General features: G+C 72.4%; 11 protein-coding genes and 1 pseudogene. 8 read left to right on the top strand and 4 right to left on the bottom strand.

Annotation, left to right across the window (positions count from 1 at the left end):
* Window position 1 precedes the first annotated feature (1 nt).
* Window positions 2-1,054, bottom strand: coding sequence for an AAA family ATPase (locus tag ACQP03_RS25205; RefSeq protein WP_357126923.1), 1,053 nt, complete (start codon window positions 1,052-1,054; stop codon window positions 2-4).
* 403 nt (window positions 1,055-1,457) lie between these two features.
* On the opposite strand from ACQP03_RS25205, the gene leuS reads away from it, so the two are divergent.
* On the top strand, window positions 1,458-4,298 hold the full coding sequence (leuS, locus tag ACQP03_RS25200; protein ID WP_433458734.1) for a leucine--tRNA ligase: 2,841 nt from the start codon (window positions 1,458-1,460) through the stop codon (window positions 4,296-4,298).
* A gap of 171 nt (window positions 4,299-4,469) precedes the next feature.
* On the opposite strand, the gene ACQP03_RS25195 is transcribed toward leuS, so the two are convergent.
* The 3 genes from ACQP03_RS25195 to ACQP03_RS25185 are packed head-to-tail and all read right to left on the bottom strand — an operon-like array spanning window position 4,470 to window position 7,106.
* Complete coding sequence (locus ACQP03_RS25195) at window positions 4,470-5,153, bottom strand: TVP38/TMEM64 family protein (protein ID WP_363661526.1); 684 nt, start codon at window positions 5,151-5,153, stop codon at window positions 4,470-4,472.
* Complete coding sequence (locus tag ACQP03_RS25190; protein ID WP_357126932.1) at window positions 5,150-5,869, bottom strand: type 1 glutamine amidotransferase; 720 nt, start codon at window positions 5,867-5,869, stop codon at window positions 5,150-5,152. Before ACQP03_RS25190 ends, ACQP03_RS25195 begins: the two co-directional genes overlap by 4 nt.
* Window positions 5,859-7,106 (bottom strand): MurT ligase domain-containing protein, encoded by a 1,248-nt coding sequence (locus tag ACQP03_RS25185; protein WP_357171213.1) that lies wholly within the window; start codon window positions 7,104-7,106, stop codon window positions 5,859-5,861. Before ACQP03_RS25185 ends, ACQP03_RS25190 begins: the two co-directional genes overlap by 11 nt.
* Before the next feature lie 355 nt (window positions 7,107-7,461).
* On the opposite strand from ACQP03_RS25185, the gene mraZ reads away from it, so the two are divergent.
* The 7 genes and pseudogenes from mraZ (at window position 7,462) to mraY (ending at window position 16,166) form a co-directional block, all read left to right on the top strand.
* Window positions 7,462-7,893: a division/cell wall cluster transcriptional repressor MraZ gene (mraZ, locus tag ACQP03_RS25180; RefSeq protein ID WP_355049459.1), complete on the top strand. Its 432-nt coding sequence runs from the start codon at window positions 7,462-7,464 to the stop codon at window positions 7,891-7,893.
* Window positions 7,894-8,099: 206 nt separating this feature from the next.
* A pseudogene (gene rsmH, locus ACQP03_RS25175) lies at window positions 8,100-9,209 on the top strand (16S rRNA (cytosine(1402)-N(4))-methyltransferase RsmH).
* The gene (locus ACQP03_RS25170) at window positions 9,199-9,804 is read left to right on the top strand and encodes a hypothetical protein (RefSeq protein ID WP_357126937.1); all 606 of its coding nucleotides are present in this window, start codon (window positions 9,199-9,201) and stop codon (window positions 9,802-9,804) included. Before rsmH ends, ACQP03_RS25170 begins: the two are co-directional and overlap by 11 nt.
* Window positions 9,805-9,807: 3 nt before the next feature.
* Entirely contained in the window at window positions 9,808-12,036 is a 2,229-nt protein-coding gene (locus tag ACQP03_RS25165) for a peptidoglycan D,D-transpeptidase FtsI family protein (RefSeq protein WP_433458731.1), read from the top strand.
* 52 nt (window positions 12,037-12,088) lie between these two features.
* A complete protein-coding gene (locus tag ACQP03_RS25160) occupies window positions 12,089-13,651 on the top strand; it encodes a UDP-N-acetylmuramoyl-L-alanyl-D-glutamate--2,6-diaminopimelate ligase (RefSeq protein WP_433458729.1) in 1,563 nt (520 codons plus the stop codon).
* On the top strand, window positions 13,648-15,045 hold the full coding sequence (locus ACQP03_RS25155) for a UDP-N-acetylmuramoyl-tripeptide--D-alanyl-D-alanine ligase (RefSeq protein ID WP_357399236.1): 1,398 nt from the start codon (window positions 13,648-13,650) through the stop codon (window positions 15,043-15,045). Before ACQP03_RS25160 ends, ACQP03_RS25155 begins: the two co-directional genes overlap by 4 nt.
* Complete coding sequence (gene mraY / locus ACQP03_RS25150; protein ID WP_355049464.1) at window positions 15,042-16,166, top strand: phospho-N-acetylmuramoyl-pentapeptide-transferase; 1,125 nt, start codon at window positions 15,042-15,044, stop codon at window positions 16,164-16,166. The genes ACQP03_RS25155 and mraY overlap by 4 nt, the downstream gene beginning before the upstream one ends.
* Window positions 16,167-16,256 lie beyond the last annotated feature (90 nt).

Raw genomic sequence — 16,256 nt, 5'->3', positions numbered from 1 at the left:
GTCACGGCCTCCGCGGCTCGTAGGGCGCGCGGCCGTTGCCGGTGGCGGGCCGGGTGTCGTACGGGTTGCGCTGACGGTCGTGCGGCAGGGGCAGCCGGTGCACCAGCTCGGAGACGATCGCGTCGGTGGTCCGCCGGGCGAGCTGCGCGTCGGCCGTCGGGATGATCCGGTGCGCCAGCACCGGCACCGCCAGGGCCTGCAGGTCGTCGGGCAGGACGTAGTCGCGGCCCTCCAGCGCGGCGACCGCACGGGCCGTGCGCAGCAGTTGCAGCGTCGCCCGGGGGGACGCGCCGAGGCGCAGGTCGTGGGCCTCACGGGTGGCGGTGACCAGGTCGACCGCGTACTGCTTGACCGCGTCCGCGACGTGCACCTGCCGGACGGTGGCGATGAGCTGCCGGACCATGTCGGCGTCGGAGACCGGACGCAGCTCGTGCAGCGGGTCGGTGGCGCCGTGGCCGTCGAGCATCGCCAGCTCCGCGCCGGCGTCCGGGTAACCCATCGCGATCCGGGCGGTGAACCGGTCGCGCTGCGCCTCCGGCAGCGGGTACGTCCCCTCCATCTCGATCGGGTTCTGGGTGGCGATGACCATGAACGGGGTCTGGAGCTGGTAGGTCACGCCGTCGACGGTGACCTGCCGTTCCTCCATGCACTCCAGCAACGCCGACTGGGTCTTCGGCGAGGCCCGGTTGATTTCGTCGCCGACCACCAGGTTGGCGAAGACCGCGCCCGGCCGGAACTCGAAGTCGTGGGTCTCCTGGTTGTAGACGCTGACGCCGGTGACATCGCTGGGCAGCAGGTCGGGGGTGAACTGGATCCGGCGGACCGTGCAGTCGATGGACCGAGCGAGGGCCTTGGCCAGCTTGGTCTTGCCGACGCCGGGGACGTCTTCGATGAGGAGGTGGCCCTCGGCGAGCAGCACAGCCAGGGCCAGCCGCACGGTGGCGGTCTTTCCCTCGATGACCTGCTCGATGTTGGCCACGATGGCCTCGCTGGCGGCGCGGAACTCGTCGTGCGGCAACAGGCCGCCCACCTCGTCCCAGGTCTGTTGTGTCACGGGCCTCCTCCTCGTCGCCGTCACGGCAGCTCTGTCGAGAGCACCTGGACCCGCCGTTGGGTATGCGACGCCGAGCCTCGTTTGCCGCAGGGAGCTCACTGGCCTCTCAGGCTAACCATGTTTGTCGTTATCGCCGACCCCCGCAGGTAGTCCGTCGGTTACGGATGGATATTCGCCGAGTCGGGGGATCGGTGCGGGCGCGCTGACGGACGCATTAATGCCGCAGGTGAGGGGGTAGACTGCCGGATATGGCCGGAGTCTTCCTGCTTCTTATCGGGCCGTGCTGATGCGCTGAGCGCGCGACAGCACGGCGGCCCCCTCCTGCGCGAGGGGCTTTTTTTGTGCCCGCCGCCGGTCCGGCCCGGCGGTGCCGAGACGAAGCGAAGCGAAGCGAGGAGAGACGATGAGCAAGGCAGCCGCACCGGCGGGCGACATCCCCCCGTTCCGGTACACCGCGGCCATGGCCGACGAGATCGAGACTCGTTGGCAGGACACCTGGGCGCGCGAGGGCACCTTCCACGCGCCCAACCCGACCGGCCCGCTGGCCGATCCGAGCCACCCGCGCTTCGACGCGCAGAAGCTGTACGTGCTGGACATGTTCCCGTACCCGTCGGGCGCCGGCCTGCACGTCGGCCACCCGCTGGGCTACATCGGCACCGACTGCTACGCCCGTTACCAGCGGATGGCCGGGCACAACGTGCTGCACGCGATGGGGTTCGACGCGTTCGGGTTGCCCGCGGAGCAGTACGCCGTGCAGACCGGCACCCACCCCAGGACCACTACCGAGCAGAACATTCAGCGGTACAAGGCGCAGATGCGCCGCCTGGGGCTGGCGCACGACGAGCGGCGCTCGGTGTCGACCATCGACACCGACTTCTACCGCTGGACGCAGTGGATCTTCCTGCAGATCTTCAACTCCTGGTACGACCGGGACGCCGGCCGGGCGCGTCCGATCGCCGAGCTGATCGCCGAGTTCGAGGGCGGCAACCGGGCGACCCCGGACGGCCGGTCCTGGGCCGAGCTGAGCGTCGCCGAGCGTCGCCAGGTCGTCGACGACCACCGGCTGGCGTACGTCTCGGAGGCGCCGGTGAACTGGTGCCCGGGGCTGGGCACCGTGCTGGCCAACGAGGAGGTCACCGCCGACGGCCGCTCCGATCGGGGCAACTTCCCGGTCTTCAAGCGCAACCTGAAGCAGTGGATGATGCGGATCACCGCGTACGGTGACCGGCTGCTGGACGACCTGGACAGCCTGGACTGGCCCGAGCCGATCAAGCTGATGCAGCGCAACTGGATCGGCCGGTCGCAGGGCGCGCACATCGACTTCGCCACGGCGGAGGCGCCGATCCGGGTGTTCACCACCCGTCCGGACACCATCTTCGGGGCCACCTACGTGGTGCTGGCGCCCGAGCACGAGCTGGTCGACGCCCTGGTGCCGGCCGCCTGGCCGCAGGGCACCCGGGACGCCTGGACCGGCGGGCACGCCAGCCCCGCCGAGGCCGTCGAGGCGTACCGCAGGGCCGCGGCCGCCAAGACCGACGTTGAGCGGCAGTCCGACTCCAAGGAGAAGACCGGCGTCTTCGTCGGCGCGTACGCCACGAACCCGGTCACCGGCGGGCAGATCCCGATCTTCGTCGCGGACTACGTGCTGGCCGGCTACGGGACCGGCGCGATCATGGCGGTGCCGGCGCAGGACGAGCGGGACTGGGCGTTCGCCGAGGTCTTCGAGCTGCCCATCGTGCGGACCGTGCAGCCGGCGGAGGGCTTCGACGGCAGGGCGTACACCGGCGACGGCCCGGCCATCAACAGCGCCGCGCCCGAGCGCGGCCTGGACCTGAACGGCCTGGGGGTCGCGGAGGCCAAGGCGGCGATCATCGCGTGGCTGGAGGCCAACGGACACGGGACCGGCGCGGTGACCTACCGGCTGCGGGACTGGCTGTTCTCCCGGCAGCGCTACTGGGGTGAGCCCTTCCCGATCGTGTACGACTCCACCGGCGCGGCCATCGCCCTGCCGGAGGAGATGCTGCCGGTCGAGCTGCCCGAGGTGGACGACTTCTCCCCGAAGACGTTCGACCCGGACGACGCCGACTCCAACCCGGAGACCCCGCTGTCACGTCGCCGCGACTGGGTCGAGGTCGAGCTGGACCTGGGTGACGGGCCCCAGCGCTACACCCGCGAGACCAACGTGATGCCGCAGTGGGCCGGCTCCTGCTGGTACGAGCTGCGCTACCTGGACCCGACCAACACCGAGCGGTTCGTCAGCGCCGAGAACGAGCGGTACTGGATGGGCCCGCGCGGCGAGGGCGACTGCGGCGGCACCGACCTGTACGTCGGGGGCGCCGAGCACGCCGTGCTGCACCTGCTGTACGCGCGGTTCTGGCACAAGGTGCTGTTCGACCTGGGTCACGTGTCGTCGTTCGAGCCGTTCCGCAAGCTGTTCAACCAGGGCATGATCCAGGCGTACGCGTACACCGACTCGCGGGGCAGCTATGTGCAGGCCGAGGACGTCATCGAGCGCGACGGCGCGTACTACCTGGAAGACCTGGTGGTCAACCGCGAGTACGGCAAGATGGGCAAGTCGCTGAAGAACGTGGTGACCCCCGACGACATGTGCGCGGCGTACGGCGCGGACACCTTCCGGGTGTACGAGATGTCGATGGGCCCGCTGGAGGTGTCCCGCCCGTGGGAGACCCGGGCGGTCATCGGCTCGTACCGGTTCCTGCAGCGGGTCTGGCGGGCGGTCGTCGACGAGCAGACCGGCGAGGTGCGCGTCACCGACGACCCGGCCGATGCGGCGACCCGCCGGCTGCTACACACGGTGATCGACGGGGTCCGTGGCGACATGGACGGCATCCGGTTCAACACCGCGATCGCCAAGCTGATCCAGTTGACCAACGGACTGACCGGGTTGTCGGCGACGCCCCGCGAGGTGGCCGAGCCGCTGGTGCTGATGGTGGCGCCGTTCGCCCCGCACCTGGCCGAGGAGCTGTGGCGCAAGCTGGGCCACGACACCTCGCTGACGTACGCGGACTTCCCGGTGGCCGATCCGGCGCTGCTGGTGGCCGACACGGTGACCTACCCGGTGCAGGTCAACGGCAAGGTCCGGGGACGCGTCGAGGTGCCCGCCGACGCCGCCGACGAGACCGTCCGCGCGGCGGCCCTGGAGGCGGTGGCCGCGACGCTGGCCGGCAGGGAACCCCGCAAGGTCATCGTGGTCAAGGGCCGGATGGTCTCGGTCGTCGCCTGACCCCCACCCCACCCTGTCACCCCACCCCACCCCACCCTGTCACCCCGCTCCGCCCCGCTCCGCCCCGTCGATCTTGCAGTTTCGGTCGACATTCCGCCCCTTTATGCGAGGGTTTGTCGGGACAGAAAGTGCAAGATCGGCGGGCGCGGGCGCGGGCGCGGGCGCGGGGGGTCAGGTTGGGGTGGAGCGGGGGTGGCGGTTGGCGCGCCACCACTGGTGTACGAGGACGAGGCTGGCGATCAGGCCGAGGCTGGCGGGAGCGGCGGCGTACCAGTTGACGTGACCGGGTGAGCTGACCGCCGCGCCGATCGCCGCGTAGCCGAACGCGGTCGGGGCGGAGGCGATCACGCTGCCGGCCAGGAACGGCAACACCCGCGTGCCGGTCGTGCCGTAGCCGTAGCTGACCAGGCCGAACCCCGCGATCGGCAGCAGCCGGACGGTGACCACGCCGAACACGCTCTGCCGGGCGAACCAACCGTCGAGGCGGGCCAATCGACCGCGTACCCGTTCGGCGACGAACTCCCGGCCGAGCAGCCGGCCGACGGTGAACCCGATCGCCGCGGCCACCAACGCCGCGCCCAGGGCGTACGCGGCGCCCTCCAGCGGGCCGAAGATCGCGCCCGCGGCGAGCGTCACGAAGGTGCGGGGGACCAGCGCGACCAGGAGCAGCGCGCCGCCGAGGATCGCCGCCACCGGGGCGAGGTCGCCCAGCTGGTCGGCGAGCGCCGGTAGCCGCGCCGGGTCCGGGCGGGGCGCCAGGAGCAGCAGCAGCCCGCAGCCGCCGATGAGCGCGACCAGCAGGGCGAACCGAGCGGCCGACGGCTGCCGGAGCAGCCGCCGGACAGCGTGGATCATGCCCGGGCGGCGGCCACCGCTGAACGGCGCTCGGTGCGGAGCCGGTCGGGCCAGGTGTCGTCCAGCGGCGGGAGCTGGTGTGCCCCGGTGGCCCAGCGCAGCAGCAGGTCGGCCAGGGCCGGGTTGCGCGCCAGCGCGGGCCCGTGCGAGTAGGTGCCGAGCAGCTTGCCGCGCCAGGCGCCCTCGGTGGCGCCGTCGTTGCCGATCCCGGCGGTGACCCGGGCCAGGGGGGCGACCTCCGGGCCGAGGTGGGTACGGCCACCGTGGTTCTCGAAACCGGTCAGCGGCGGCAGGCCCAGCCGAGGGTCGATCTCACCGGCCAGCTCGCCGACGGCCCGGCTCTCGCCCCGGTCGGACCGCAGGTCCAGCAGTTCCAGGCCGCGGCACTGCACGCCCTTGGCGAAGAAGGACGTCCCGAGCAGCTGGTAACCGGCGCAGACACCGAAGACCACCGAGCCCTGTGCGACCGCCCGGTGCAGACCGCCGTCCGCGATGAGCCGCTGCGCGCCCAGCGCCTGCGGGCCGTCCTCGCCGCCGCCGACGAGGTAGATGTCGGCCGTCGACGGCAGTTGCTGGTCGGAGCGGACCTCCAGCACCTCGACCGGCATGCCGCGCTGGCGGGCCCGCCGGGCCAGGATCAGCGCGTTGCCCCGGTCACCGTAGGTGGACAGCAGATCGGGGTAGATCCAGACGATACGCAGGCTCTCAGTTGACACGGTCCAACTCCGCTCGGATGTCCTGGAACGCGGTGTAGTTCGCGATGACCTCGAGCCGGCCGGGCGGGACCGACCGGACGGCGTCGTCGAACGTGCGGACGTGCTGGAAGGGCACGTCGTTGACGTCCAGCCGAACCGCCAGGTCGTATGCCCGGTCACCGGTGATCAACACCTGCCGGCCGCGGAGCGGGGCGAAGTCGACGTCGAACAGCCAGGAGGTGTCCAACCCGTCGGGGTCACGCGCGTTGATGGAGAGCAGGGTGGGCGCCTCGTCCGCCATGTCGAACGCCTCCAGCCAGCTGGCCGGGTTCTTCGCCAGCAGCAGCCGGATGTTGCGGCCGTCCCGGTCGACCTGCGCGTACCGGCCGGCGACCGAGGTCACGATGCCGAGACGGCTCACCGCGTCGACGGGGCGTACGCCGAACTCGGCCGCCACCGCCAGCGCGGTCGCCGCGTTGCCCAGGTTGACCTTGCCGGGTAGCTGGAGGGAGACCTTGTGCCAGGCCCCGGTGGGGTCGAGCACTCCCTCGTCCTCGACGACCCAGTGCGGCTCGGGGCGGCGCAGCGCACAGCCGGTGCACCACCACTGCTCGCCGGAGCGGGCGATGGTGGCGCCGCACTCCGGGCAGACCCAGGAGTCGTCGTGCCAGCGCTGGCCGGCGCTGAACCAGGTCACGTGCGGCGGATTGATGCCGCGGGCCGGGTCGGCCGGCGGGGTGGCCGCCCACACCACCATCGGGTCGTCGGCGTTGGCCACCACCCGTACGTCGGTGTGCCGGACCAGGGCCGCGCGCCAGAGCTGCGCCATCATGGCGACCTCCTTGGCGCGGTCGAGCTGGTCGCGGGAGAGGTTGAGCAGCGCGACCACGTGCGGCTCGGTCGACTCGAGCACCTGGGCGAGGTAGTGCTCGTCGACCTCCAGCACCGCGTACGGGGTGCTGCCGGCCTTGGCCAGCGCCGAGGTGTGCCCGCTGGGCATGTTGGCGCCGAACGAGTTGGTGGCGACCCGCCCGAGCACGCCGACCGCGGCGGCGGTCAACCGGGTGGTGGTCGTCTTGCCGTTGGTGCCGGAGACCAGCGCGATGGCGCGGCCGGCCGACAGGTGCGCCAGCAGGTCCGGGTCGATCTTCAACCCGATCCACCCGCCGATCACCGAACCGTCGCCACGGCCGGCGGCCCGGGAGAGCGCCGCGGCGGTCCGTGACACGGAGCTGGCCACCTTGGCCCGTAGGGGCATTTTCGCGTCCGTCACGCGAGCGAGGTTACCGGACCGCCCACCTCGCCAGATCGCCGCCGACGGTGAACCGTTCGGCCGTGGCATCCCGGCGGGCGGTCGGCGCGCGCTCGGCCGGACGGAGTCGATCAATGTCGGAAAGCGGACCACACCGGGCGGGCGCGCCGGCCCTCCACTCCGCTCCACCCCCTGTGACGTGCGGTTTCACGCGCGGATCGGACGCGCCACGCGGGCGAATCTGGTTGCAGGTGGAGGGAAGTGGAGTAGAGTGGGGCCCAATGGTGAGGCCGGGAGGGCTCACCGGCCCGGGGGGTCAGCGGCGCCGCGAACGCCGCTCAAGGGCGAGGGGGTTGGGCCGATGTTTCTCGGCACCCATACCCCGCGCCTGGACGAGAAGGGCCGGTTGATCCTTCCGGCCAAGTTCCGGGATGAGCTGGCGGGGGGTGTCGTGGTCACCAAAGGGCAGGATCGCTGCCTCTATGTCTTTCCGACACCCGAGTTCCAACGGATCGCGGAGCAGTTGCGCGCGCAGCCGATGACGCACAAGGCGGCCCGGGCCTACAGCCGGGTCTTCTTCGCCAGCGCGCACGACGAGGTGCCGGACAAGCAGGGCCGTGTGACGATCCCCGCGCATCTTCGTGAGTACGCGGCGCTCGACCGGGACCTGGTGGTCATCGGCGCGAGCACCCGGGTCGAGATCTGGGACAAGGTCGCCTGGGAGACCTACCTCGCCGAGAGCGAAGACGACTTCGCCGACATCGAGGAGGGGGTGCTGCCCGGCGGTCTGTAGGGCGGAACGGCGTCCGACGTACTGCGAGATCTCCAGCCGCTTTCGAGTTCCTGGCATCACTTCCCCGGTGCCAGGCGCACGATCCAGTAATCCGGCGGAAGTCGGTGTCCGGCGGGAGCGGATGGGGATCTGGCGGTACGACGGGAGCGCCGTCTCCAACGGCAGGCGCGCGAGAAGAACGGACGTTTCAACCAGTGGGGGTCATCATGGGGGAGTTGCGCGGCACGCACGTGCCGGTGCTGCTCGAGCGGTGTCTCGAGCTGCTGGCCCCCGCGCTGGGTCGAGGCGGCCGGACGGTGCACGTCGACGCGACGCTCGGCCTGGCCGGGCACGCGGAGGCGGTGCTCGAAGCGCATCCGGAGACCGTCCTGATCGGGCTCGACCGGGACACCGAGGCGCTCGCCCACGCACGGGTGCGGTTGGCGCGGTTCGCCGACCGGGTGCACCTGGAGCACGCCGTCTACGACGAGCTGCCCGACGTGCTCCAGCGGCTGGGGTATCCGGGCATCGACGGGATCCTGTTCGACCTGGGTGTCTCGTCGCTGCAACTGGACGCGCCCGACCGCGGGTTCGCGTACGCGCAGGACGCGCCGCTGGACATGCGGATGGACCAGACGCGGGGGACGACCGCCGAAGAGGTGGTCAACACGTACGCCCATCCGGATCTGGCCCGGGTGCTGCGGGTGTACGGCGAGGAGAAGTTCGCCGGGCGGATCGCCTCGGCGATCATCCGGGAGCGCGAACGGGCCCGGATCACCTCGTCGGCGCGGCTGGCCGAGCTGGTCCGGGAGTCGATTCCGGCACCAGCCCGACGAACGGGCGGGCACCCGGCAAAGAGAACGTTTCAGGCTTTACGGATCGAGGTAAACAGAGAGCTGGCAGCGCTGGAGACAGCGCTGCCGTCCGCGCTCGACGCACTGACCGTGGGCGGTCGCATGGTGGTCCTGTCCTACCACTCGCTGGAGGACCGGCTCACCAAGGCGGCGCTCGCGGACCGGGTCCGTAGTAAGGGCCCGATCGACCTCCCGGTCGAACTGCCCGGGTCCGGTCCGACGTTCCGGCTGCTCAGCCGGGGCGCCGAACTGCCCGGGGAGACGGAGGTCGCCGCGAACCCGCGCGCCGCTTCGGTGCGGCTGCGGGCCGCGGAGCGACTCGACCCGAACGCGACAGAGCAGGGGCGGACCGACCGCGAACGGTCTCGCCGACGGGTGAAGGGAATGCACCAACCGGGCACGGGGTCCGCCTGATCCGTGGGGGGTCAGGGGCGCCGCGACCGGCGAGGGACGGACGTTGAGGGGGAGGGACATGAGCATTGACAAGCGCGACCGCCGGGACGTCACCGGCGGCGGGCAGCGCGCACCGCGGTCGGGGGGCCGGACCGCGGCGGAGCGAGCTCCGCGCGTGGAAAACGGTACGCCACGCATCGATCGAGTGAGTCGGCAGGGGGAGACTCGCGCCCGGGGGGCGCGCGAGTTCCCGACCCAGGGCAGTGCCGCGCTGCGTCCGGCCGAGAAGGCAGCCGCCACGGCGGCAGCCCGCTCGCCGCGGCTGCGGGTGGCGCCTCCGCCGCCGGTGTCCGTTCCGCGCGCGCCGTTCGCGGCGCTGATCGTGGTGCTGGTGGTCGGCGGGGTGTTCGGCATCCTGGCGGTCAACACCAAGATCAATGAGAACGCGTTCCGGTTGGAGAAGCTGCAGCAGCAGCAGGCCCGACTGGACCTGGAGAAGCAGCAGCTCGACAAGCAGATCGCCGACGCCAAGGCGCCGGGGAACCTGACCGCCGAGGCACGTCGGCTGGGTCTGGTGGACGCCGGTGAGCCGGCGTACATCCGGATGCCGGACGGCAAGCCGATCGGCGTGCCCAAGCCGGCGACCGGCGAGCCGTCGGTCACCAGCCAGGGCGCGGGAGGCTGACCGGTGCCACCGAAGTCGGACGAGCCGCGCCGGGACCCCACGGGGTCCCGGCGCGGTTCTCGCCGGGACGCCGCCGACTCCGAGTCCCGCACGGGTGAGCCGGGGATCGGTGGCATCTCCGGCGCTCGGGCGTACACCCCGAGGGGGCGGACGGTCCGCGAGGAGCGCGGCACGCCCGCGCGCGGCGGGAACGCCGAGCAGCGGCGTACCCCTCGGGGCAGCACGCGGTCCGGCGACCCGTTCCGGCCGGCGTTGCAGGTGCTCGACGGCGGCCGGGCCGCCGCCCGCGCCGGCCGGCGTGACGCTCCGGCGGCCGGCCGCAGCGGCGTCGTGCGCACCGTCGCGCCCCGGAATCCGCGCGGCGCCCCCGGTGACGTTCCGCCGCCGCGTCGCCGCACCACGCCCCGCGCGCCCGGTCGCGGCGACCGTCCGCCGGCCCGCCGGCCGTCCCGCAAGCCGCCCCGCCCGCCGAAGCTCGCCGACCCGCGGCTGCGGCTGCGCCTGGGCACCGTGCTCACCCTGGCGCTCTTCGTCGCCATCGGGGTGCGGTTGATCTTCCTGCAGGCGGTCGACACCCCCGCCTACGCCGGTGGTGGCGTCGCCGACCGGACGCGCACCGTGGAGCTGCCCGCGCCGCGCGGCGCGATCTACGACTTCCGGGGCGAGCCGCTGGCGCACAGCGTCGAGGCGCGGTACGTGTTCGCCGACCCGACGCTGATCGAAGACCGGTCCAGCCCCGGGTGGATCGGGGCGGACGCCACCGCCAAGGCGCTCTCCCCGTTGCTCGGCATTCCCGCGTCGAAGCTGACCGAGCTGATGAAGCCCCGCAAACTGGAGAACGGCAACGCGTCGCGTTTCGAGTACCTGGCCCGGGGGGTGGAGATCCCGACGGCCAAGCAGGTGCTGGACCTGGACCTGCCCGGCATCGGCGTGCACCGCGACGAGCGCCGGGAGGTGCCCGGCGGCGACCTGGCGGCCAACCTGATCGGCTTCACCAGCCAGGACATGGACGGCCTGGAGGGGTTGGAGGCCCGCTACGACGACCTGCTCTCCGGGCAGGACGGCCGGCGGGTGTACGAGGCCGGCCTCGGTGACCTGGCCGCGCCGATCCCCGGCGGCTACAGCAAGACGACTCCGGCGAAGCCGGGCAGCTCGCTGACCCTCACCATCGACCGGGACCTGCAGTTCCGTTGCCAGCAGATCCTCAGCGCGGGGATGGCGGGGCAGAAGGGCGCGACCGCCGCAGCCGTGATCATCGACGTCGCCACCGGCGAGGTGCGGGCCCAGGCCAGCGACCCCACCTACAACGCCGCCAAGCCGACCCCGGGCGACCCGGTCGCCCGGGAGGACGCCGCGACCAGCTTCGTGGTCGAGCCGGGCTCGGTGCACAAGGCCATCACCTACGCCGCCGCGCTCCAGGAGGGGGTGATCACCCCGGACACCACGCTGCCGATCGCGAACAGCATCAAGATGGGCGACACCTGGTTCTCGGACACGCACCCCGCCAACGGCAAGAAGATGAGCATTCCGGGGATGCTGGCCTTCTCGTCGAACGTCGGCGCCATCACCGTCGCCGACAAGCTCGGCAAGGACCGGCTGATCGACTACCAGAAGCGGTTCGGGCTGGGGCAGCCCACCCGCGAGGGCCTGCCCGGCGAGGCCAGCGGCCGGCTGCTGCCGGCCGACGAGTGGAGCGACTCGTCGTACGGTTCGGTGCCGATCGGGCACAGCGTCGACGCCACCCCGTTGCAGATGGCCGCCGCGTACGCCGCGATCGCCAACGACGGCACGTACGTGCAGCCGCACCTGGTCAAGGAGACGATCGGCCCGGACGGCAAGCGGACCCCCGCGCCCGCGCCGGTCACCCGCTCCGTGCTCAGCCCGCAGAACGCGGCGGCGCTGCGCACCATGCTGGAGGCGGTCACCACCGTCGAGGGCGCCACCGGCACCACGGCCGCGGTCTCCGGCTACCGGGTCGCCGGCAAGACCGGCACCGGGTGGCGTCGGGTCGACGGCAAGAGGCAGTCGGGCGAGGTGTCCTCGTTCATCGGCATGGCCCCCGCCGAGAAGCCCCGGTACGTGATCGCGGTCTTCGTGTACGCCCCCGGCGGTGGTGGCGCGGCGATCGCCAACCCGGCGTTCCGGAAGATGATGCAGTTCACGCTGCGTCACTACCGGGTGCCGCCGTCCCCGAGTGGTTCCGCACCGAAGTTCGTGGTCTATCCGCGCTGAGCGGCGTGGGCGCGACATCATCGGTGAGTGCCGACGAACCACCGGGGCGGCTGTGCGGCCGGAACCGGACGACCGGGTAGGGTCTGACGCCGTGCCCGGCAATCCACGTCCACGTACCGTGACCGGCGTCCGGCTCGGTGATCTCGCCGCCCGGCTCGCCGTCGACCTGCCGGCGGACGCCGCCGACGTGCTCGTCACGGGTGCCACCCACGCGAGCCAGGAGGTCCGCCCCGGCGACCTGTACGCGGCCCTGCCCGGTGCTCGCCGCCACGGCGCGGAGTTCGCCGTCGGCGCGGCCGAGGCCGGCGCGGTGGCCCTGCTGACCGACCCGGCCGGCGCGGAGCTGGCGGCGGCGAGCGGCCTGCCCGCCCTGGTGGTCCCCGACCCGCGCGCGGTGCTCGGCGAACTGGCGTCGGCCGTGTACGGCGACCCGACCGCCGACCTGACCGTCATCGGCATCACCGGCACAGCCGGAAAGACGTCCACGGCCTATCTGGTGGAGTCGGGGCTGCGCGCCGCCGGACACACCACCGGACTGATCGGCACCGTGGAGACCCGCCTCGGCGATCTCGTGATCGACAGCGTGCGGACCACCCCGGAGGCGACCGACCTGCACGCGATGCTGGCCACCGCCCGCGAGCGGGGGGTCACCGCCGTCGTCATGGAGGTCTCCAGCCACGCCCTGGCCATGGGCCGGGTCGGTGGGGTGCGCTTCGCCGTGGGTGGCTACACGAACTTCGGCTCCGACCACCTGGACTTCCACGCCGACAGCGCCGACTACTTCGCCGCCAAGGCGCAGCTCTTCGACGGCCGGTGCGCGGTCGAGGTGCTCAACCGCGACGATCCGGCCCTCACGCCGCTCTACCAGCCGGCGACGGTCAGCTACTCGGCGGCCGGCGACCCCACCGCGACGTGGTGGGCCGACGGCGTCGACGGCGAGGGGTACGCGCAACGGTTCACCGCCCACGGCCCGGACGGCGTGGTCGTGTCCGCCGGGGTGGCGCTGCCCGGCCGGCACAACGTGGCAAACGCGTTGCTGGCCATCGCCGCGCTGGTGGGCGCCGGGGTGGACCCGCGGACCGCCGCCGGCGGGGTGGCCGCCTGCGGTGGCGTGCCCGGTCGCCTGCAACTCGTCGACGTCGCCGGGCCGGTGCGTGGGGTCGTCGACTACGCGCACAAGGCGGACGCGATCGTGGCGGCGCTGGCCGCGCTGCGGGAGCTGAGCGTCGGACGCCTGATCTGCGTGATCGGCGCCGGTGGGGACCGTGACCGGGGCAAGCGGCCGGTGATGGGCGCCGCCGCCGCCGAGGGGGCCGACGTGGTGCTGGTGACCGACGACAACCCGCGCACCGAGGACCCGGCCGAGATCCGCGCCGAGGTGCTCGCCGGGGCGTACCGGGCCGACACCGCCGCCCGGATCATCGAGGTGGCCGGTCGGCGGGACGCGATTGACGAGGCGGTCCGACTGGCTGAGCCGGGCGACGTGATCGCTCTGCTCGGCAAGGGCCACGAGCGGGGCCAGGAGGTGGCGGGCGAGGTGTTCCCGTTCGACGACAGCACCGAGCTGGCCGACGCGCTGCGGGCCCGCTTCGCGGACCGGGCGGGTCAGCGGTGATCGCCCTGACCCTGGCCGAGGTGGCCACGGCCGTCGACGGGCGGCTCGTCGCCGCCGACCCGGCCGCCACCGTCACCGGTTCGGTCGAGTTCGACTCGCGCAAGGTCGGGCCCGGTTCGCTCTTCGTGGCGTTCCCGGGGGAGAAGGTCGACGGGCACGACTACGCGGCCAGGGCGATCGAGGCCGGCGCGGTGGCGGTGCTCGGCACCCGCGCGGTTCCCGGGGTGCCGATGGTGCTGGTCGACGACGCCCTGACCGCGATGGGACGGCTGGCCCGCGCGGCGGTGGACCGGCTGCCCGAGCTGACCGTGGTCGGGGTGACCGGCTCGTCCGGCAAGACCACCACGAAGGACCTGATCGGTCAGCTCACCGCCCGGCTCGGCGCCACGGTCGCGCCGCCCGGCTCGTTCAACAACGAGCTGGGTCACCCGTACACGGCGCTGCTGGCCGGGCCGGACACCCGCTACCTGGTCATGGAGAAGGGCGCGCGGGGCATCGGGCACGTGCGCTACCTGTGTGAGCTGGTGCCGCCGCGGATCTCGGTGGTGCTCAACGTCGGCACGTCGCACATCGGTGAGTTCGGCTCACAGGAGGCGATCGCCCAGGCCAAGGGCGAGCTGGTCGAGGCGCTGCCGGCCGACGGGCTGGCCGTGCTGAACGCCGACGACCCCCGGGTGGACGCCATGGCGAGCCGTACGCGGGCCCGGGTGGTCCGCTACGGCGAGGCGCCGGACGCCGACCTGCGCGCCGAGGACGTCACGCTCGACGAGCGGGGGCACCCGTCGTACACCCTGGTCACGCCGGAGGGGCGCGCGGCCGTGCGGCTCGCGCTGACCGGCCGCCACCAGGTCGGCAACACGCTCGCCGCCGCCGCGGTCGCCCGGGAGCTGGGCATGCCGCTGGCCGAGCTGGCCACGGCGCTCGGCGAGCTGGGGTTGAAGTCCACCCGGCGGATGGACGTCTTCGACCGGCCCGACGGGGTGACGGTCATCGACGACTCGTACAACGCCAACCCGGCCTCGATGGCGGTCGCGCTCCGGGCGCTTGGCAGCCTCGGACGGGAGAGGCGTACCGTCGCGGTGCTCGGTTACATGGCCGAGCTGGGCCCGTTCGAGCGCGACGGCCACGCCGAGGTCGGCCGGCTGGCGGCCGAGCTGGGTGTCGACCGGCTGCTCGTGGTGGGCGAGCCGGCCGCGCCGATCCACGAAGGCGCGACAGCGGTAGCGAACTGGGGAGGAGAGTCGGTGCTGCTCACCGATCAGGCGGCGGCCGTCGAGGTGCTGCGGGGCGAGCTACGGCCGGGCGACGTCGTCCTGGTCAAGGGCTCCCGGTACCGGACCTGGGAGGTGGCTGACGCCCTGCGCGCCGACGCCGCCGAGGAGGCCACTCGATGAGGGCCATCATCGTCGCCATCGGGGTGGCCTTCGTCGTCTCGCTGTTCTGCACCCCGATCGCGATCAAGGTGTTCACCCGGCTCAAGGCCGGCCAGCCGATCCGGTCCGACGGCCCGGCCATGCACCAGGGCAAGAAGGGCACGCCGACGATGGGCGGCGTGGTCTTCATCCTGGCCACGGTCATCGCGTACGTGGCCGGCCACCTGGCCCTGACCACGCTGCCGGACGCGCAGATCGCGCAGGTGGAGCCGACCATCACGGCGCTGGTGCTGCTGGGGCTGATGGTGTTCTCCGGCGCGGTGGGCTTCCTCGACGACTTCCTCAAGGTGCGCAAGCGCAACAGCGCCGGCCTCAACAAGCGCGGCAAGCTGCTCGGTCAGATCCTGGTCGGCGCGGTCTTCGGCGTGATCGCGCTGTGGTTCCCGAGCACGATGACCGACGCGACGGGCCGGGCCACCAACACCCAGACCGTGGGCAGCACCACGCTGAGCTTCATCCGGGACATCGACTTCCTGGAGGTCAGCAAGGTCGGCGCGGTGATCATCTTCATCTTCGTGGTGATGGCCGCGACGAACGGCGTCAACCTCACGGACGGCCTGGACGGTCTGGCGACCGGCGCCTCGGTGATGGTGCTCGCCGCGTACGCGCTGATCGCGTTCTGGCAGTACCGCCACTGGTGTGCCGACCCGAGCTACTCCCAGCCGTACTGCTACGAGGTCCGTGACCCGTTGGAGATCGCGCTGATAGCCGGGGCCGCCGCCGGGGCGTGTGTGGGCTTCCTGTGGTGGAACACGTCCCCGGCGCGGATCTTCATGGGCGACACCGGGGCGCTGGGGCTGGGCGGCCTGATCGCCGGCATGGCCATGTCCACCCGGACGATCCTGCTGCTGCCGATCATCGGCGGGCTCTTCGTGATCATCACGATGTCCGTGGTGATCCAGATCATCTCCTTCCGGACCACCGGTAAACGTGTGTTCCGGATGTCCCCGTTGCAGCACCACTTCGAGTTGGCCGGCTGGAGCGAGGTCAACATCGTGGTCCGGTTCTGGATCATCGCCGGCATCGGCGTGGCCATCGCCCTGGGCCTGTTCTACAGCGAGTTCCTCGCCAACATGACATAACCCCCCCCGGGCGGGGGACCCTGCCCTGCCCCGCCGATCTTGCACCTTCTGTCGGTGGAATGTCCCGCTCTGCGGCTTAGGTCGGGACAG

The organism is Micromonospora sp. CA-248212 (assembly GCF_050948405.1).
Taxonomy (GTDB): Bacteria; Actinomycetota; Actinomycetes; order Mycobacteriales; family Micromonosporaceae; genus Micromonospora.
Note: the sequence above shows the minus strand (reverse complement) of the source record. Positions and strands in the feature narration are given on the sequence as shown.